Raw genomic sequence first — 18,752 nt, 5'->3', positions numbered from 1 at the left:
GAGTGTTTTTATTGAAATGCAATCCAATCAAAATAAAAACAATTGTCACTTCGAGTGAATTTTGAGGCACGAGAAATTAGTATCGAGAAGTCTAGATGAAGTTGAATTTTTAATAATATTTCACTTCGAGTGTTTTTATTGAAAAGCAATCCAATCAAAATAAAAACAATTGTCACTTCGAGTGAATTTTGAGGTACGAAAATGAGTGTCGAGAAGTCTAGATGAAGTTGAATTTTTAATAATATGTCACTTCGAGTGTTTTTATTGAAAAGCAATCCAATCAAAATAAAAACAATTGTCACTTCGAGTGAATTTTCAGGCACGAGAAATTTGTATCGAGAAGTCTAGATGAAGTTGAATTTTCAATAAGATGTCACTTCGAGTGTTTTTATTGAAATGCAATGAAAATAAAAATGTATCGAGAAGCTAAGCAGAATTGGTTCTCGATACATCCCGACGAAAATATCGGGACACTCGAACTGACAAACTAAATACTAAAAAAATTAATTTTAAATCGATTTTAGTGGCATTAATTTCATGCAAACAACAAACAACAGTATGCCCAAAACAATAATAGTAACAGGAAGTACAGACGGCATTGGAAAGTTAACCGCTTTAAGGTTAGCTGAAAAAGGACATACCATTTATGTACATGGAAGAAATGAAGCAAAGGTACACGCGGTTGTTTCAGAAATAAAAACTACAACAAACAATCAGAACATTCATAATTTGGTTGCGGATTTCTCCGATTTAGAAGCCGTTTCAAAATTAGCAGCACAAATAAAAAATGACATTCCTAAAATAGATATACTCATCAATAATGCAGGAATTTTTAAAACGAAGGAAGTTCAGAACAAAAACGGCTTAGACATTCGTATCGTTGTTAATTATTTAGCACCCTATGTATTGACAAATGCCATTCTTCCAAATATAAAGCAATCCGAAGCACCACGAATTATCAATTTAAGTTCTGCCGCACAAGCTCCAGTTTCTGAAGCTGTTTTAATAGGGAAGGAGCAAGATTCCGCAAACAGCACCTATGCGCAAAGTAAGTTGGCACTGACGATGTGGAGTTTCCATTTAGCAAAGCAAGAACCGAATATTACAGTTATTGCTGTAAATCCAGGGTCCTTATTAAATACCAAAATGGCTATAGAAGCCTATGGACAACATTGGTCACCCGCAGAAAAAGGAGTAGATATCTTAGTGGATTTAGCTGTGTCTGAAAATTATAAAAACGATTCTGGAAAGTATTTTGATAATGATAAAGGAGCGGCTAAAGGACACTTTGCAGCAGCACATGTAGATGCCTATGATACCGAAAAAATAAGTGTTTTAGTGAGTATTACCAATTCAATAATATCAAAAGCATAAGATGTTCTAATTCTTTTCAATTAAATTTGTAACATGAAAAAGATAATCGTGCTGTTTTCCCATCCTAAATTTGAAAAATCTGTGGCAAATACGGCATTGGTTAATCATATCAAGGATATTGAAGGGGTGACATTTCACGATTTATATGAACGCTATCATGATTTTAACATTGATGTGGAAGCAGAAAAATTACTACTAAATGCACATGATATTATTATCTGGCATCATCCATTTTACTGGTATATATCCTAGGCGTATAGTTGTCCACTTTCAATACCAATTCTAATCAATTGATTATTGATACCTTAGCTTTAGAATATAGTGTTTAACTGATGAGATACAAAGAAAATAACCTGAAAGTTTAAATTAAAGCATATCTTTAAAAAAATTCCCCCACCATTTTGAAACCTATTTTTGCGCTAAGCTGTTGTCTCTTCTTTTTATTTTTTAAAGCACATTGCAAACCTATAGATAGCGGCACATTATACCTTGCGCAGCAGTCCATTTCTTCAGATACTACAGCTATAAAAGCTTTTTATAAAACAGGCGCCTCTTTTCTTAAAATTAAGGACTTTGAAAATGCGTATAAAAACTTCAATTTGGGGAGCCAAAAAGCGATAGAAATTAAGCATGCCTATTTTACTTCCTTAGGGAATTACTATTTAGGCGATTATTTTTTTCAAACAAAAGATATTACCCAAGCCTTAAGTTTTATGAATAAGGCTTTGGATAGCTTTCTAGCGAATGACCACCAAGCAGATGTTGCCAAATGCAGTTATAAATTAGGGAGTATTTATAAAAGTATTTCAGATTTTGAAAAGGCTTTATCAAACGCTTTTAGAGCCTTGAAAATCAATGAGGTTTTAAAAGAGGAAACGGAAATTGCTAGGGCTTCAACTCTAATAGGCGCTATCTATTTAATTACGGGCGATTATAAAGCAGCTGGACTTAATTTTAAAAGGGCATTAAGGTTGCAAGAAAAGCTACATGATGAAACAAGTTTAGTACTTACCTATCTAAATTTAGGGGCTTTAAATCAAAAGCAAAAACTATTTAAAGAAGCACTTGCCTATTTTTATGAGGGTCTAGAAAAAATTGAAAACTTGTCTAAAAAGGGTGAAATAAGCCTAAATTTAAAAGATGATCAAGCTATTTTATTGGGTAATATTGGTTCAACCTTACGGGCAAAAGAGGATTATAAGGGGTCTTTGGAATTTCTTTTTAAAGCCTTAGTCATAAAAGAGGAACTCAAAAGAAACGTAAGTACGGCACACACCTATAACGATATCGCAGAGACCTATATAAAAATGCAGGAATACGGTAAGGCGAAAAAGTTCGCCTTAGAAGGTGCCCGGTTGGCAAAGAATGAGAGTGTTAATAAAGAACGATGGGCCTATTTTTTAATTTCTAAATGTGAGTATGCCTTAGAAAACTACCAGAGTTCGTATGACAATCTTCAAACGTATACAATTTTAAAGGATAGTATTTTTGCCGTAGAGAAGGCTGCTCGATTTAATGAAATGCAAATACAATACGAAACCGAAAAACAAGATTATCAAATTAAGGCACAAGAAAAGGATATTAGCTTGTTAGATACGCAGAACCGTTTAAAATCACAGGTATTATGGTTTGGAGGATTTGGTCTGCTCACCGTATTTGGATTAATTTTAGCCCTTAAGTCTCGAGCAAAAATAAGAGATAATATTAAGCAAAAGGAACAGTTTACCCAAGGCTTAATAGAGGCACAAGAAAGTGAACGTACACGAGTCTCTAAAGATTTACATGATAGTGTTGGGCAGCAGCTTACCTTCTTAAAAAAGAAAGCTCAAAATTTAGAACAGCAAGAGCTATCAGAATTGGCCAATGCTGCCTTAGAAGAGGTACGTAGCATATCTAGAGACCTCTATCCTGCTACCTTAAAACAGATTGGCCTAACGGCAAGTATTGAACAACTATTGTTTGATTTAGATGGCGAGACCGATATGTTTTTTTCTGTAGAGTTAGAAGACATTAATGCCAGTTTTGATGAAAAAGAAACCCTTAATTTTTATCGATTCATTCAAGAATCAGTCAATAATGTATTGAAGCATTCTTACGCAAAAACCTTGATTGTGAATATTTTAAAACGTGACAAAACCATTGAGGTACTCATTAAGGATAATGGGAAAGGCTTTCCCATTAACAAAGGTATATTGCAAAATAGTCTAGGGTTAAAAACTATGGCAGAGCGCATACGGATTTTAAAAGGCAAACTCTCCATTCAGAGCACAAGAGCAATAGGCACCACCATCTTAGTAAAAATCCCCATTTAAATGAGTACAAACATCACCCTCTTTGTCGCAGATGATCACCCTATGTTATTAAAGGGTTTGGTAGATGAATTAAAAGCATTCAACTACAAAGTAGTGGGCACCGCCGCAAACGGCGCAAGCGCTCTAGAACAAATCGTAGCGTTAGCACCTACCATTGCTATTTTAGATATGGAAATGCCTATGTTAACGGGCCTTGAAGTGATACAGAAATGTAAAGAAAAGCCCACGCAAACCCAATTTATAATCCTTACTTCTCATAAAGAGAAAGGCATTATTCATCAAGCGAAACAGTTGAATATTATGGGCTATATCGTTAAAGACGAGCCTTTTCAAGAGGTGCACAATTGCATTCAAAGTGTAAGTAGGGGTGAAGCCTATTTTAGTTCGGTTTTTAATGAAGTTATGGATGATGAGATTACCCCCGAATTGCAAAAAATAAAATTGCTCTCGCCTTCAGAACGTACTATTGTACGCTTGGTAGCGCAAGGCAAATCGTCAAAAGAGATCGGAGAATTACTCAGCGTATCCAGTAGAACCGTAGAAAAACACCGCTCCAATATCATTACCAAGTTAAATCTAGCCCCAGTACCAGATGCATTGTTGCTGTGGACCAAAGAGTTCCCGTCATTTCTTTCAGACATCTAGTTCCATTTTCCCAATTACGTAGCCCTACGTAAAAACTGACATACCCACGTATTTCAATAGATTGGGATCTTAAATACCTTGCAGCGGTAAGTTGATTCAAAGTGAATGGATCAATTTAAACCATCAGAACCAAAAATCCGTATGCAATCATCAAAAAGTTTCGTTTTAAAAAGTACACCCAGCTTGCCGCAAAGCACAGCCGTATTCTTTATGCTTTTACTGACGCTACCTTTTATTACGGCCTGTAGCAAAGATGAAAAAGATAATAAAGAAGACCCAATTGCAGGTACAATTCAAGAACTAATTGCCAATACCTTTCTTTGTAAACTAAAATGAAAATTTTAAACTAAAATAGGTTTTTTTTTATTGCAACCCGTATGTGAATTTTTTGTGGAATTAATATACATCCTATTTTTTAAGAGCCTTAGCCTAACAGCTAGGGCTCTTTGTTGTTATATAAGCCAGGGTATATATAACGAGTCTGCACTTCTAAAAATATAGTGTTATGTATATAGAATGGTTTCATTAGCTCCATTCTTAAAGTGGCAAAATGCGAAGCCTTATTTTTTCGTTATATTTGATTGATATTGAAAATTCAGATTCAAAAAATGGAAAAAACACTATTTTTAATACTGCTGCTTATCTCTTTTTGTTCCGGAACCGCTCAGGTTAAAAAAGAGTATTATGAAGATGGACTACTGAAATCTGAAGGAAATTATGTTAAGGAAGCTAAAGATGGTGTATGGAAATACTATTCAAAATATGGGCCGCTTAACGAAATTGGAAACTACAAAAAAGGAAAACGAATTGGGGAATGGAAATTCTATCCTGCTATGGGAGGTGAAATAGGAGGAATGGAGGTATCAGGTTATTATGAAAAAGACTTGAAAGTTGGAGAATGGAAAACTTATCTGAAAGACAAAAACACAGGAGAGTACAACTATCTTTTTTCGAGTACGGAATATGCTAAAGGTAAGGAAAATGGTAAATTAAAATTGTATGGGCCTACCAAACAAGTGATGATGTCGGTAGATATTATTGACGGAAAAAAAACAGGTAAGGGCCATAGGTATACTAAAAGTGGGCAATTAGAAAATACATTTACTTTAATGGATGGAAAAGAACATGGTGAAGCTATTTCTTACCATAAAAATGGCCAAAAACACCAAACCATCCTGTATGAAAATGGCTTATATAAAACAGTAATTTCTTGTTTTAACAATAAAGGAGAGGCTTTAGACAAAGGGACCTTGCTAAATGGCAATGGGACTATACATTCTTATGATGAAGATGGGAAACTGAAGAACACGGTAACCTACGAAAATGGCAAACGTAAAAAAATTTAATTTTATTCCATAAATTATGAAAACTATCTATTTATGTATCCTATGTGCCTGTATTCAAGGCACTGTTTTTTCACAGGAAATAACACTAAGTCAACTTTTTGAAATTGTGGATTGTGAGCGGGATTCTTATTATGATTACAGTAGTTGTTTTGTAAACATTGTGAAAGAACATAATTTTAGTAGGCTTGATTATGATAAAGGAGATGACGGTTATACCGGGAGCAAGATTGGGGCAAGAAAGAAACATTATGGTCCAAAAACTACAGATACTATTTCTAAAATTAATTCAATTTATTATCTTGTTTTCCAAGCAAAAAATAGCGCTCTAATTTATACCGATGATGTACACTATTATAATAATCTTTATAAGGTAGTTTCTTCTTCTAATAAGTTTGAAAGAATACAAAGCAAAGAAGGTAGTACGGAGTTTAAAGATTGGGTTTTTCAACCAGTGGGCGATCCACGTTATCAAATCAATTTTATTAAACATCCTGATTATAAGGATGGTGATTATTCAATAATGCTTTCAAAAAGTTAGAAAAAAAAGTGAAAAATAGTTTGAAAGACAACTACTTAAGTTTGATACCAAGTTTAGATAATTACGGAACCAAATAATCGCAATGAGATTCACGAGCACCTCTTAGTAAAAATAAGGTGGCGCGAGTAAATACTTTTTATGTGACGAGTTTACACTGAGGGAAGTTGAAGTGTAGGAGATAAGCGTCATGTGTGTAGAATGGATTATCCTTATTTAAAAGTATCTACTAATTTTTTAGTATTATTTTCAATTCCTTTTGTGAATAGTTTTTTTATTTGAGTTGAAGGCAAATTCACTATTTGATACGCTGTGTTTTTTGTATATATTTTGTCTAGTAGAGAGTATAAATAAAAGAAGCTATTAGATGTTGTTTTAAAGTTAATAACTCTTAACTATTCGCAATAAAAATTGAATCTATATTCCTATTTTTACCAAAATAAAATAAAAGAATTTAATAGTATGAGCAAAACAAAACTAACAATAAATAGTAATGGGTCTGTAAAAGTAGAAGGAGATTTTGAAATTGTAGATAGCCAAGGTAATTCATATAACTTACAAGGTAGAACAGTGTTAGGTATCTGTCGTTGCGGACTATCTAATAACAAACCTTTTTGCGATGGTTCACACAGAAATCATTTTGAACACGATGCAAAAGCTTTCGATTTACCACCAATGAAATGAGTTAAAACCTATTCATTATAGCTTTCATTTAATTCAACCTTTGTGGAATTTCGCCAGCGCGCCAACTTTCTTGATTTTATGTTCAGCCACTGGCTAAACCTAAAATACAAAATATACTATAATGGCTTGCGTTATGGAACTTGAGCTTTGGTTACGGCATAAAAAGTAAAGATTGAGAATCTTTACTTTTTTGAGCCGTTGGCTCGTTGGCGTATTTAGCACTTCACTTTATTTAAATATTTCTTCTAAAAGTTTCTTCTACAATGTTAATGAACTCGAAGTTTGAGATTAGGTTGAGCATAGTGAAACCAAATAATCTCAATGAGATTCACGAGCTCCTATTTAAAAAAATAGGAGTGGGGCGAGTAAACACTCTTTTTATGAAACGACGCGGTCACTGAGCCTGCCGAAGTGTAGGAGCGAAGTGGAATGTGTGTGGAATGATTTTGTATACCATTTTGCGATAAAATATATAAAAATTAAAATTAATTGTAAAACGCATTTAAGAATTTGCTTAATTACGTAATTAATGACATATTTGCCCGACAAAGTAAATAACATTAATAAAAATATATACACAAATGAAATTAGAAATAACCTGTACAAGGGCGGAAGCCAACCAAGAGCAGTTACAAAACTGTATGGAGACACTGGATGAAATGGAAGGAAGTTTTCAAAAAATGACAAAACTTTTATCAATTGCCGGAAGCGATGTACGGTTAAAAATTTTGTATTTATTGAATTTAGAAAATGAATTATGTCCTTGTGATTTAGCAGACATTCTAAAAATGAGTATGCCTGCAATCTCACAACATATACGTAAAATCAAAGATGCAGGAATAATCAATTCAAGACGCGATGGTCAAACGCTTTACTATTCATTAAATAGAGATGAAACAGAGATATTTAATAGCATTTTTAAATCTATAGAATTAATTAGAAAAACAGCATAATTATTAGAAAGATGAAAACAGAAAAAACATCAAAAAACGCAGCATACACAGGATTGTTTGCGGCTGTGGCAGCATCTTCTTGTTGCATACCACCAGTTATAGCATTCATTGCTGGCGTTGGTGGAAGTGCGTCTGCGCTATCTTGGATGGAACCTTTTAGACCTTATTTAATTGGGTTGGCCATTGTAGCAATTGGCTATGCTTGGTACAACTATTTAAAACCAGTAAAAGCAGAAGATTGTTGCGAAGTAGATGCCAAACCAAAATGGTTTCAAACCAAAGGGTTTTTAATTGGTATTACCCTGTTTGCAGCTGTATCAATCGCATTTCCATATTACGCTGATATCTTTTATCCAGATAACAAGAAAGAGGTCGTTATGGTACGTCAATCAGATATTCAAACAGTGAATTTTGATGTTAAAGGAATGACTTGTGCCTCTTGTGAAGAACACCTTAAGCACGCTGTTAATGAATTAGAAGGAATTGTAAATATCAAGGCTTCCTATGAAAAGGCAAACGCAGAAGTGGAGTTTGATACTACAAAAACGACAAAAGAAGATATAATTAAAGCGATAGATGCAACGGGTTATAAAGTAATTACTAAAGAAAAAGATGAGTAATAAAACATTAAATTTAAACATCAACGGAATGACTTGTTCTGGGTGTTCAGCACATATTGAAAAAAAATTAATTGGTAAGGACGGAATTGTAAGTAGCTCCGTAAATCACGAAACAGGAGAAGGAAAATTTGTATATGACACCAATACGATAAGCAATCAAGATGTTATTAATGCTGTAAACAAAGTAGGTCATTATTCAGTTGTTGAAACTATTGAAAAGGAAGATTGCTGTATTACAAATGCTAAAGATTATGATGGACAGCATAAATTCGATTTAATTGTTATTGGAGGTGGTTCAGCAGCTTTTTCAGCAGCCATAGAAGCGGAAAGCATTGGTTTAACTACTTTAATGGTAAATGACGGATTAGATTTTGGAGGAACCTGTGTCAATGTTGGCTGTGTACCTTCTAAAAATTTGATTAGAGCTGCCGAAACGGTGTATCACGCAACGCATTCCAATTTTAAAGGAATTAAACCAAAAGGTGTTGAGATTGATTTTACACAAATAATAAAAGATAAGAAAGCATTAGTTGCCACATTACAACAACATAAGTATATGGATGTAGTAAGTGATTTCAAAAACTTAACAATGCGTAAAGGTTGGGCAGAATTTGTAGATAATAAAACCATTCTTGTAGATGGAAAAGATACCTATACCGCAACTAACATCGTTATAGCAACAGGAGCGACAACAAATATTCCAAACATTGAAGGACTCAATACAGTAGGCTACTTAACGAATGTATCTTTATTCGATTTAGAAGAAAAACCAAAAAGCTTAACCATAATGGGTGCAGGCTATATCGGATTGGAAATTGCAATGGCATATAACCGCTTGGGAGTAAAAGTTCGTATTATAGAATTTACAGATAGACCATTACGTAGTCAAACCAACGATATTACAGCTATTTTAGAAGCACAAATGATAAGTGAAGGGATTGAAATCCTTCCAAATTTTAGAGCCATTAAATTTGAAAAAGATGGCGACAACACTATTATTCATTGCAAATGTCCTGATGGCTCTACCACTCAACTCAATGAAGAAGGCCATATTGTTGTAGCTACAGGAACAAAACCAAATACATCTAAATTAGGTCTTGAAAATATTGACTTAAACCTGACAGACAAAGGACATATTTTAGTGAATGAAAAAATGGAAACTAATATTTCCAATATTTATGCAGCTGGCGATGTAACAAACACACCTCCTTTTGTTTATACAGCAGCAAAAGAAGGAAGTACAGCAGTAAATAATGCCTTTTCATTATCAAAAAGAAGTGTAGATTATAGATCATTACCTTGGGTAGTATTTACAGATCCACAAATTGCAGGAGCAGGAATGGATGAAGTAGAAGCAGAAAAAGCAGGGATCCCATTTGAAGTATCTAAATTAGATTTAATTCACGTTCCAAGAGCATTAGCAGCACAAGATACCAGAGGGTTTATAAAGCTAATTCGCAATATTGATACAGATAAATTAATAGGTGCAAGAGTAATAGCTCCAGAAGGTGGGGAACTCATCCAACAATTAAGTATGGCTATTAAGTTTGGTATCACGGTAAAAGATTTGGCTGAAAGTTTTTATCCTTACTTGACACTTGGAGAAGGCATCAAATTAGCAGCAATTACTTTTGGAAAAGATGTTTCTAAACTGAGTTGTTGTGCTTCTTAAGAGTTGTTTTTTTTAGGCATAATATAATTTTGGTAAACAGGACCGAACGTTAAAAAAGGTCTAGTAGACCTTTTTAGTGATGGAGCCAGCTGGCGCGGTGGCATACTATGGTTTCTTAAAAAATTTACCCCAAAAGTTTTTGCTGCAATGTTAATGAACTCGAAGAATGAGATTAGGTTGAGCATCGTGAAACCAAATAATCTCAATGAGATTCATAAACTCCCATAAAAAGCAATAGAAGTCTTGTGCAATACACTCTTTTTATGCGACGCGTTTACACTGAGCGAAGTCGAAGTGTAGGAGGGAAGCGTAATGTGTGTGGAATGTAATATTGAAAACAATTTATAAATCCAGAATTGAATTTATTTTATCATCATCAGAGTCATTGCTTACATCAGAAGATAGTTTATTCTCATTTTTTTCAACAATAAAATTATTTTCATCAGCTACGAGTCCTAACGTTGGGCTAGATATAGTGTATTTATAAGTAGACATTCTGGAAGGAGATTTTTGACCTAAAAAACTTAATCCAATTTGAACTTCATTATTATTCTGAGTTAATAAGCCCAATGGAACTAACATTCTAAAATCTCCAGTTATTGGTCTTCCATGACTAATTATTTCTTGTGAATTATCATAAAACCCATTATATGGATTACCATTTATTATCATAGTTCCAGGACCAGAAATTAAACTAAATGTCAAGTTCAAGTCATTAATGTACTTTGACGAATTGTAAATTACTTTACGAAAATGAAGAATGTAATTATTCCCATCACTTTCTATCCTTTTTAATCTAATATGTCCTCTAATTAATGGAAAATCAGTACTTTTCATCATAGCTTCTATTAAATAGTGAGGTGCTATTTTAGTTTGACCATCCAATCTTATGTGATAATTATTTTTATACTGATGCGGTCTTTGACTACTTTTCTCTGCTTCAATAACAAATATAGAATCACCATTAGGCGCATTCAATTTTTGTACTCTAATTCCTAATGCCAACGGAATAATAAGACTTGAAATCTTATTAATTATTCTATCCCTATCTAAAGTTGTATTAAATGGAGTTAATACACCTATGGCTGACGTATTTCCTTGAGCGTCTTTTGTCTCGACTGGAGCACCCCAAATAACAATACCGCCTTCTGAATTCAATAAACCACAAATAGCTTTTAATAGAGCATTTTCTTTATCATTATGACTGCCTTGAGCTGGATATGATTTAAACTCTAAATTTAATGTTTCGTCTTTCTCTGTCTGAAAGAATTGAACTAAATCATTATAATCTAAATCATATAGATCTTTACCGAATTGAATTTGAGAATATTTCATACTATTATTAGAAGTTAATCCATGCTTTTATATTAGATACTAATATATGAATGATTTATTAATGCTTAAATTCTTTATCTAACCAAACACCATACTCTCCTATAAGTTACAATCTAACCTTTTTGAACTATGATGTTCTGCGTTATGTAACTTAAGCTTTGTTTAAAAGCGAAAGTTGTTAATATCTCTCATTTTTTTTCTTTTTTATTTTTTTCTTCAGAAAGGGAATGTGACACTAATTATGCGAACCGACGATAGGAGGGGAGTGTAATGCGTATGTAATGGTGAACTATGCCAAAATGTTCTTTTACTGACAAATTATGGGTTTAAAGTCGTTTTGTCATTATAAATCTCGCCATTTGGAATAAAAAAATGCCAAAAAGCCTTAAACAAGACATTTGGCACGAATTTTGTAGTAAATTCAGTTATTGTTAATTGCAATTAAAGCAAATAAATTAAACTAATCTTTCGAGGCTTACCACCTTTAATATTAATGATTTAAATGTTTTAAAGTTTGTTTTTAAAAGATAATTTCGACGTTATCCGAGTGCAAATATAAAAATAAATTGTTAATAACAATGTTAAAACAAATATAAATTAAAAATAGTATATCGTAGTTAAGAAATTTTAAAAACAGGAATAATTAATAAGGCAAAGGATGCCTTATACAATAAGTATTAGCAATTATGTTAATGCAAATAATTTTTAAAATAATAATTACGATGAATATATCAGAGTACTATAGTTTAGCATATCAGCAATCCAAATTAGATTTTGTTGATATCAGATTAAATACAGACAACTTATTGTTTGTAGACCCAAGGTTAATTGAATTCTTGGACACACCATTGGCAAAACAAATGCAAAAGCATTTAGAAATTTTTTGGGGTGAATTATTAAAGAATGTAAAGCAAAAATCTTTTACCCAAGCAGATTACTTGCTATCAGGTTTAAGTGAGCCCAACGAAACTAGGTTAGGTTATGCTTTTAGTAAAGATTACGGAAATTCGGTTGGGAGTAAGTTAAGACAAAGAATGGCCGTCACCATTTATAATAATATTGCTGTCAAAACAGGTGTTTTGAGCCATTTTGCAGACATAGAATTATATTTTGAAGATATAGGTTCCGATAGGATATCGGATATTACTACTAAAATTATTAAATCTGTTTTGATTGATTATACACAGGAACAATGTAAAATTCATAAAATACCTATGAAGACTTTTGTTCAAAAAGACATTTTTGATATTAAAACTCTAAAGTGGGTAACTAGAAAAGTTGAGCTTCCTGAATATTTTGGAAAGCCGATAATTTTTGTACCTAAAAATATTGTAAGACTAGAAAACACGGCGGGTAAGAACGTAAGTTGTTTCTATAGATTTGCAATAAGACAATTTGTTAGCAATGATACTGAAATGCTAAAAGATATTAGTCCTACAGGAAAAGATGGGCAAATACTTATAAGAGATGTTAAGTCTAAATATCCTTTATCCAAGGAGTCTTTAACTAATTGGACATTACATTTTGGTGAATTACTAGTAGATTACAAAACCGACCATTTAAACGGAAGGCTGAAAACCTTATCAGATGATGAAATAATGGAAATCATTTATGATGACGGTTATTCCGATGTAGGATAATAATAACTTTTAATTTTATAAAAGCAGGTATTTAAATACCTGCTTTTTTTTGACCTTCTTTTTAGGCCTAAGAGAATTTTAGCAAAACAATTGGCGAGGGGATCGGTCATATTCTAGAGGGCTCGCTATACAGCCTGTTGAACAGTATAATCTTTCAATAATTTGAAGCAGTCTTAATAGTTAGACTGCTTTCTAGAATATAGCGACTGAGCCGTACATTGTTTCTAAAATTATCTGTAAGCCTTGAATTTTTTGTTTCGCCAGCGCACCAACTCGCTCAAAAATTAAAAGATTCTCAATCTTTCAATTTTGTGACGTATCAAGAAAAAAAGATAAACAACTTTAGCTACAAAGACACAAGAACTAACTAAAAGAGAATAAAATAGATGACATTAGAAGAAGCACAAAAAAGAAAAGAAATTATAGGAGATACCATCATTGACAAGGATATAGAATATAGAGTTACAATAATTCCTGAAAGAGGAAAAGATTTTGAAGATTTTATAAATTCATATTTAGATGTTTCTGATAAATTGGAATTAGCAAAAGGTTGTTCGGTAAATCAAGAATTCAATTTATGTGGATTATGGACGGATGGAATTAATATTCTAAAAACAAAAGTTCAATGAACTTCGAACGAATAATTCTATTTGACATAATATTGGTAGTTCTTATTAAAAGGCTTAATAGGACGTAAGAATATAATAAGTGCTTAGAATTTTATTTTTACTCACTTACTTAATTATTTACAATAACTTTAAAGGAGTTCGTGAATCTCGTAAAAAATCGATTTCATAAAATTTAAGCTCTTATGGAATGCCATGAGAATAGCGTAGAAAAAAATATTAACTATAAATACTCAATTACGAGAATTTTGATAACATCTAAAAGCAAGCTTTTTTTTGGTGATGGTAAAATTCAAATCCAAATCCCTGAGAATCGCTTAAAAAATAAAACCGGAGCGTACTGCGAAATATGAAAAAGAATTCATAGAGCTGGTTTTGTGCTTTAGTATGTGCCAGGAACCATCTAGTAGCTGTTGTAGTAGTGATAGTATTCTAATACAGTACTAGTGTTACAATTTGGTATAGCGGTTACTACAGCCACTACAAGCTTTTTTTAGGGTTGGTTAGGGGATTTTTATAGGATGTGCAAATGCTTTTCAGCATTCGTGTAAAAGAGCTCTTATATACGTTTTTCAATGCAACAAACGTGTAAAACAGCTTTGACATACGTGAGAAAAGAAATTAGCCTGTGGCTGATGGCTTTTTGAGGCGAGTTGATGCGGCTGCAGGGATATAGAACACTAAAGTGTTATGATATCTCTAATTAAGAAAACAGAATAATGCCATTCAACAAATAGAATAATTCTTTCCGACTTTCGTGTAAAACAGCACAGAATAATGCCATTCAACAAATAGAATAATTCTTTCCGACTTTCGTGTAAAACAGCTTTGACATAATTACTATCGATATAGAACACTAAAGTGTTGCTATATCTGCAATTATGTCAAATAGCACAGCTATACGCTGTTTTACCTTAGGGTATGTTTTGTCCTATAATTTATATTATGTAAAATAGGATGTTTAAAACAGGGATGCGGTCTTATCCTTTCTAGGATCTCTTCCATTTTAAATACCAACCTTCCTTACCTACATTTCATAAAGTTTTCACAAAACCAAAGCCCGCGAAATCTAGATCATAAATAACTGCGTAAATAGATTTTAACCCTAAATTAAAATGAACATGAAAACACTATGTATTGCATTATTTGCACTTGCTTCAGTAGCAACAACAACAGTATCTCAGGATACAGAAACAGTAACAGCAACCTATGTTGGCTATGAAAAAGAAATGTATCACTTTACAGCAGAAGATGATACTCCTTTAGAATTTCAAGACGTTAGTCCAGAGGCTTTAAAAAAGCACAACCTAACCAAAGATGAAACCTTAAAAGGAAAATCTTTTACCATTAGCTACAAGAAGGTTACTACTACTGATGAAGCAACTGAAAAAGAAATGGTTTCTAAGAGTATCGTTGATTTAGAACTCCTAGAAGAATAACGATTCTAGTATTTCAAAACAAAAGCGCAATCTAACGGTTGCGCTTTTTTTATTGTTTTAAATTTCCATACTTCCGTAGCAATGTATTCAGCTAAAAAAAGCACAACAAACACTACTGCTAGTGTTTGTTGTGCTTTTTGTATGCTATCGCATCCCAACATACTCCTATGACCTCTAAGGAAGCCTAACGAAGTAATTTTCGGTAATCATCAGCGGATTGTGATAAGTCTATAAAATCACGCACTTGACGAATGGTACTTTCCCATTCTTCAATTTGCAGCTGTTTTCGTTTCTGTATGTTCTGAATCAATTCTTGATTCCGTTGTTTTAATTTCCTTAAATTATGCAGAATACTTTGGCACTTATTAAAAAGCTCGTATGTATTAGGCTCACATACATAGGAAGCCATTTTGGTTTCCAATTGCTGTAAGTCTAAGGTATTGCGCTGCAATTTTAAAATACATTCACTTTTTGAAATGTCCTTAGATCCCGCAAGACTCGTTGTTGTCTTTGTAGTTTCCATAGCGATGTTGTTTATTAAAGTTATTTTAATTGTACATTTATTCGCTCATAAAAGATACGAAAAATATTTCATAGCCCTTGTTTTTCAGCACGTTAAACTTTCCTTAAATGTAAGAGACCAAGCACTACCCTTCCGGAATTCTACAAAAGTGCAGCAACACCTTCCCAACTTTTTTTGGATTTCATCTGAATTAACGGAATATTAATAAATTTTATTAGAATATTTCAGGCAGTATATGTACCTTGAAACAAAGATTAAATTTATGAATATAAACTTTCACTATGATGGTGTTACGGCTAGTAACCGCTTAGAAATTTTTGCAGCAAAAAAAATTGATAAACTTTTTAATAAATACGATTTCATCGTCCGTGCAGATGTTTTTTTTAAAAGTGAAAATACTTCTACCCCAGCTACCGGAAAGGTCGTGGGAATTCGTTTAAGTGCCCCTGGGCCACGATTATTTTCAGAATCAAATGTAGCTTCCTTCGAAGCCGCCATAACTTCAACAGTTGACGATCTTAACAGACAATTAGAAAAAAGAAAAGCAAAAATGAAAACACATTAATTAGTGGTTTTCAACATCAAAATTAAGTTCAGCTAAAGTTTTAGAAAGCTCTGTAGAAAAAGGTTTGTACCGCAAGTCTTTTAATAAACGTTTCCGTTTGGCAGTAGAGATTTGCAACGTATCCAATACGCCCTTTTTAAGGAGATAATCTTTGTACCGAGCTTTCTTTAACTTCAGTCGTTTTTCTGCTGAAAGTATCAAGTCGGGCTCATACTGTTCTAGTAGAGTTCGCTTTTCTATTTTAAAAACTACCTTGGGTTGGATACCTACTGCTATGGTGTCTTTTTTTTGTCCCATTAGGCTGCTACTATATAAAAACAGTACACACACACTAAGGGACACTAGTGCGTAATTTTTCATTACATATGGATATTGGTTCTCGCTAAACAAGATAACATAAAATACTCATTATCAAGCACCTATACCTTAGTAACTTACCGACTATTTTAACCATTCATCGGATCACACCAGCACCATTCCCCTTTCTAATAGGCGAGTAGCTCTTGCAACGCTTGTACAAAGCGTTCCTTACCCAAGTACTCTGTTTCTAGGGCCTTAGCAAAAGGAATGGGTGTTTCTAAACTGCCAACGCGTTTTATGGGGGCATCCAAATATTCAAAACAATGTTCCACTACCATAGCCGCGATATCACTGGCCAAACCACCAAAAAGGCTATCTTCCTGTAATACCAGTAGCTTTCCTGTTTTTTGAACCGATGCATAAATAGTTGCCGTATCCAATGGTGCCAAGCATCTTAGGTCAATCACATCAGCTGCTATCTCTGGATGGTTTTCCAATACTTCCAGCGCCCAATGTACGCCCAAACCATAGGTTACAATACTCACGGCAGTTCCTTCTTTTAACAGACTAGCCTTTCCTAAGGGCAAATTGTAATACCCTTCCGGTACATCTTGGTAGCTGCTTCTATACAGGGCCTTGTGTTCAAAAAATAAAACGGGATTTGGATCTTCAATGGCCGTAGCCAATAACCCCTTAGCATCATAAGGAAAGGCTGGGTAGACTACTTTTAAGCCTGGTGTTTTTGTAAACCAAGCTTCATTGGTTTGCGAATGAAAAGGACCCGCACCTACACTGCCCCCACAAGGCATCCGAATAACAACATCGGCATGTTGCCCCCAGCGGTAATGTGATTTTGCTAATAAATTAACCACGGGATTAAAGCCACTACTCACAAAATCTGCAAATTGCATTTCTACTACTGCCTTCATTCCGTTGATAGCCAAGCCCATAGCAGCCGAAACAATGGCAGATTCGCAGATGGGCGTGTTTCGCACCCGAGAGGCACCAAATTCATCTACAAATCCTGCTGTTATTTTAAAAGCACCCCCATAGTCCGCAATGTCTTGCCCCATAATAATAAGGTTCTCAAATTTTCGCATGGCCTGCTGTAAGCCTTCAGAAATGGCATCAATCAGCCTGATATTTTTTACAGATGCCTGGGGTTTTACTTCTACATAATCAAAGTCCTTATAAACTGCTGCCAGTTCTTGCTCCTTCGTTGATGCAATCGCAGGCTCATCAAAAGAAAGCTGTAAGTTTTCATTGATTTCTTTTTTTATATCCTTAGTAATCTCCGCAATCTTATCATCTGTTAAAAGTCCCTCTTCCTTTAAAAAGACTTCATAATTGGCAATAGGATCTTTGGTAGCCCAAACCTCCATCAATTCATTGGGCACATAGGCCGTACCACTCGCCTCTTCATGACCACGCATTCTAAAGGTTAGAAACTCTAGCAATACGGGGCGCGGATTGGTACGCATACTCTCACAGAGCTTGGTAACCTTATCATAAACCTCTAAAATATTATTGCCGTCTATCTGGTGTGCTTCCATGCCGTACCCAATCCCTTTATCTACCAAATGCGCACAATTGTATTGCTCTTTGGTGGGCGTAGATAATCCATAGCCGTTATTTTCGATGCAAAATAAAACTGGTAATTCCCAAACTGCTGCTATGTTTAATGCCTCGTGAAAATCGCCCTCACTGGTGCCACCTTCTCCCGTAAAAACCGCGGTAACCCTTGCCTCCTTTTTTAGCACACTAGCCAGCGCAATGCCATCAGCAATGCCCAATTGTGGACCTAAATGAGAGATCATCCCCACTATTTTATAGGCTTGGGTACCAAAATGAAAGCTTCTATCGCGCCCATTGGTAAAGCCATTGGCCTTTCCCTGCCATTGAGAGAACAGTCGGTGTAAGGGAATATCCTTGGTGGTAAAGACCCCCAAATTGCGATGCATAGGCAAAATGTATTCGTCCTTTAATAAGGCACTAGTTACACCCACTGCAATGGCTTCTTGCCCAATACCACTAAACCATTTTGAAATTTTACCCTGTCGCAATAAAATAAGCATTTTTTCTTCAATTAAACGCGGCTTTAGCATACGTTTGTAAAGTAGTACCTGTTGATGCGAAGAAATTGTAGTTGCATTAAATTCCATTAGTGGGGAATGTTTTATAAA

19 protein-coding genes are annotated in these 18,752 nt (G+C 34.1%); 15 read left to right on the top strand and 4 right to left on the bottom strand.

Annotated elements, in window-relative coordinates:
• Positions 1-558: 558 nt before the first annotated feature.
• The 11 genes from MWU65_RS13625 to merA all read left to right on the top strand — a co-directional run bounded on the left by MWU65_RS13625 (position 559) and on the right by merA (position 10,141).
• A complete protein-coding gene (locus tag MWU65_RS13625) occupies positions 559-1,374 on the top strand; it encodes an SDR family NAD(P)-dependent oxidoreductase (RefSeq protein WP_247078748.1) in 816 nt (271 codons plus the stop codon).
• A gap of 33 nt (positions 1,375-1,407) precedes the next feature.
• Positions 1,408-1,626, top strand: a complete 219-nt coding sequence (locus tag MWU65_RS13620) for an NAD(P)H-dependent oxidoreductase (RefSeq protein WP_247078745.1) — start codon at positions 1,408-1,410, stop codon at positions 1,624-1,626.
• Positions 1,627-1,775: 149 nt separating this feature from the next.
• Complete coding sequence (locus MWU65_RS13615) at positions 1,776-3,686, top strand: tetratricopeptide repeat protein (protein WP_247078743.1); 1,911 nt, start codon at positions 1,776-1,778, stop codon at positions 3,684-3,686.
• On the top strand, positions 3,687-4,331 hold the full coding sequence (locus MWU65_RS13610) for a response regulator transcription factor (protein ID WP_247078741.1): 645 nt from the start codon (positions 3,687-3,689) through the stop codon (positions 4,329-4,331).
• 105 nt (positions 4,332-4,436) lie between these two features.
• Complete coding sequence (locus tag MWU65_RS13605; protein ID WP_247078739.1) at positions 4,437-4,667, top strand: hypothetical protein; 231 nt, start codon at positions 4,437-4,439, stop codon at positions 4,665-4,667.
• Positions 4,668-4,939: 272 nt separating this feature from the next.
• Complete coding sequence (locus tag MWU65_RS13600) at positions 4,940-5,677, top strand: hypothetical protein (protein ID WP_247078737.1); 738 nt, start codon at positions 4,940-4,942, stop codon at positions 5,675-5,677.
• 16 nt (positions 5,678-5,693) lie between these two features.
• Positions 5,694-6,215 (top strand): hypothetical protein, encoded by a 522-nt coding sequence (locus MWU65_RS13595; RefSeq protein WP_247078735.1) that lies wholly within the window; start codon positions 5,694-5,696, stop codon positions 6,213-6,215.
• A gap of 459 nt (positions 6,216-6,674) precedes the next feature.
• The gene (locus tag MWU65_RS13590) at positions 6,675-6,896 is read left to right on the top strand and encodes a CDGSH iron-sulfur domain-containing protein (protein WP_247078733.1); all 222 of its coding nucleotides are present in this window, start codon (positions 6,675-6,677) and stop codon (positions 6,894-6,896) included.
• A gap of 581 nt (positions 6,897-7,477) precedes the next feature.
• Complete coding sequence (locus MWU65_RS13585; protein ID WP_247078732.1) at positions 7,478-7,849, top strand: metalloregulator ArsR/SmtB family transcription factor; 372 nt, start codon at positions 7,478-7,480, stop codon at positions 7,847-7,849.
• Positions 7,850-7,860: 11 nt separating this feature from the next.
• Entirely contained in the window at positions 7,861-8,469 is a 609-nt protein-coding gene (gene merTP / locus MWU65_RS13580; RefSeq protein WP_247078729.1) for a mercuric transport protein MerTP, read from the top strand.
• A complete protein-coding gene (gene merA / locus MWU65_RS13575) occupies positions 8,462-10,141 on the top strand; it encodes a mercury(II) reductase (protein WP_247078727.1) in 1,680 nt (559 codons plus the stop codon). The genes merTP and merA overlap by 8 nt, the downstream gene beginning before the upstream one ends.
• Before the next feature lie 342 nt (positions 10,142-10,483).
• On the opposite strand, the gene MWU65_RS13570 is transcribed toward merA, so the two are convergent.
• Positions 10,484-11,476, bottom strand: a complete 993-nt coding sequence (locus MWU65_RS13570) for an ATP-binding protein (RefSeq protein ID WP_247078725.1) — start codon at positions 11,474-11,476, stop codon at positions 10,484-10,486.
• Between the two features lie 722 nt (positions 11,477-12,198).
• On the opposite strand from MWU65_RS13570, the gene MWU65_RS13565 reads away from it, so the two are divergent.
• The 3 genes from MWU65_RS13565 to MWU65_RS13555 all read left to right on the top strand — a co-directional run bounded on the left by MWU65_RS13565 (position 12,199) and on the right by MWU65_RS13555 (position 15,181).
• Positions 12,199-13,116, top strand: coding sequence for a hypothetical protein (locus MWU65_RS13565; RefSeq protein ID WP_247078723.1), 918 nt, complete (start codon positions 12,199-12,201; stop codon positions 13,114-13,116).
• A gap of 386 nt (positions 13,117-13,502) precedes the next feature.
• Positions 13,503-13,745 (top strand): hypothetical protein, encoded by a 243-nt coding sequence (locus tag MWU65_RS13560; protein WP_247078721.1) that lies wholly within the window; start codon positions 13,503-13,505, stop codon positions 13,743-13,745.
• A 1,118-nt stretch (positions 13,746-14,863) separates the two neighbouring features.
• Complete coding sequence (locus MWU65_RS13555) at positions 14,864-15,181, top strand: hypothetical protein (protein ID WP_247078719.1); 318 nt, start codon at positions 14,864-14,866, stop codon at positions 15,179-15,181.
• Between the two features lie 184 nt (positions 15,182-15,365).
• On the opposite strand, the gene MWU65_RS13550 is transcribed toward MWU65_RS13555, so the two are convergent.
• Entirely contained in the window at positions 15,366-15,704 is a 339-nt protein-coding gene (locus tag MWU65_RS13550) for a hypothetical protein (protein ID WP_247078716.1), read from the bottom strand.
• Positions 15,705-15,966: 262 nt separating this feature from the next.
• Here MWU65_RS13550 and MWU65_RS13545 point away from each other — a divergent pair, with 262 nt between their 5' ends.
• Positions 15,967-16,269 (top strand): HPF/RaiA family ribosome-associated protein, encoded by a 303-nt coding sequence (locus MWU65_RS13545; RefSeq protein ID WP_247078714.1) that lies wholly within the window; start codon positions 15,967-15,969, stop codon positions 16,267-16,269.
• On the opposite strand, the gene MWU65_RS13540 is transcribed toward MWU65_RS13545, so the two are convergent.
• Together MWU65_RS13540 and MWU65_RS13535 are read right to left on the bottom strand one after the other, a co-directional pair.
• Positions 16,270-16,566 carry a hypothetical protein gene (locus tag MWU65_RS13540; RefSeq protein ID WP_247078712.1) on the bottom strand — a complete coding sequence of 99 codons (297 nt, stop codon included), beginning with the start codon at positions 16,564-16,566 and terminating at the stop codon, positions 16,270-16,272. It lies immediately after the preceding gene.
• Positions 16,567-16,754: 188 nt separating this feature from the next.
• Positions 16,755-18,731 (bottom strand): dehydrogenase E1 component subunit alpha/beta, encoded by a 1,977-nt coding sequence (locus MWU65_RS13535; protein WP_247078710.1) that lies wholly within the window; start codon positions 18,729-18,731, stop codon positions 16,755-16,757.
• Positions 18,732-18,752: the final 21 nt, after the last annotated feature.

Source organism: Cellulophaga sp. F20128 (assembly GCF_023015805.1).
Lineage (GTDB): Bacteria > Bacteroidota > Bacteroidia > Flavobacteriales > Flavobacteriaceae > Cellulophaga.
The sequence above is the reverse complement of the archived record's forward strand: the minus strand, read 5'-3'. Positions and strand labels throughout refer to the sequence as shown.

Bases quoted from the DNA above. Each gene is read 5' to 3' on its own strand.
- MWU65_RS13545 (WP_247078714.1), top strand. From the start codon at position 15,967: ATGAATATAAACTTTCACTATGATGGTGTTACGGCTAGTAACCGCTTA.
- MWU65_RS13565 (WP_247078723.1), top strand. From the start codon at position 12,199: ATGAATATATCAGAGTACTATAGTTTAGCATATCAGCAATCCAAATTA.
- MWU65_RS13560 (WP_247078721.1), top strand. From the start codon at position 13,503: ATGACATTAGAAGAAGCACAAAAAAGAAAAGAAATTATAGGAGATACC.
- MWU65_RS13590 (WP_247078733.1), top strand. From the start codon at position 6,675: ATGAGCAAAACAAAACTAACAATAAATAGTAATGGGTCTGTAAAAGTA.
- merTP (WP_247078729.1), top strand. From the start codon at position 7,861: ATGAAAACAGAAAAAACATCAAAAAACGCAGCATACACAGGATTGTTT.
- MWU65_RS13550 (WP_247078716.1), bottom strand. From the start codon at position 15,704: ATGGAAACTACAAAGACAACAACGAGTCTTGCGGGATCTAAGGACATT.
- merA (WP_247078727.1), top strand. From the start codon at position 8,462: ATGAGTAATAAAACATTAAATTTAAACATCAACGGAATGACTTGTTCT.
- MWU65_RS13625 (WP_247078748.1), top strand. From the start codon at position 559: ATGCCCAAAACAATAATAGTAACAGGAAGTACAGACGGCATTGGAAAG.
- MWU65_RS13595 (WP_247078735.1), top strand. From the start codon at position 5,694: ATGAAAACTATCTATTTATGTATCCTATGTGCCTGTATTCAAGGCACT.
- MWU65_RS13540 (WP_247078712.1), bottom strand. From the start codon at position 16,566: ATGGGACAAAAAAAAGACACCATAGCAGTAGGTATCCAACCCAAGGTA.
- MWU65_RS13620 (WP_247078745.1), top strand. From the start codon at position 1,408: ATGAAAAAGATAATCGTGCTGTTTTCCCATCCTAAATTTGAAAAATCT.
- MWU65_RS13555 (WP_247078719.1), top strand. From the start codon at position 14,864: ATGAAAACACTATGTATTGCATTATTTGCACTTGCTTCAGTAGCAACA.
- MWU65_RS13585 (WP_247078732.1), top strand. From the start codon at position 7,478: ATGAAATTAGAAATAACCTGTACAAGGGCGGAAGCCAACCAAGAGCAG.
- MWU65_RS13605 (WP_247078739.1), top strand. From the start codon at position 4,437: ATGGATCAATTTAAACCATCAGAACCAAAAATCCGTATGCAATCATCA.
- MWU65_RS13610 (WP_247078741.1), top strand. From the start codon at position 3,687: ATGAGTACAAACATCACCCTCTTTGTCGCAGATGATCACCCTATGTTA.
- MWU65_RS13600 (WP_247078737.1), top strand. From the start codon at position 4,940: ATGGAAAAAACACTATTTTTAATACTGCTGCTTATCTCTTTTTGTTCC.
- MWU65_RS13570 (WP_247078725.1), bottom strand. From the start codon at position 11,476: ATGAAATATTCTCAAATTCAATTCGGTAAAGATCTATATGATTTAGAT.
- MWU65_RS13535 (WP_247078710.1), bottom strand. From the start codon at position 18,731: ATGGAATTTAATGCAACTACAATTTCTTCGCATCAACAGGTACTACTT.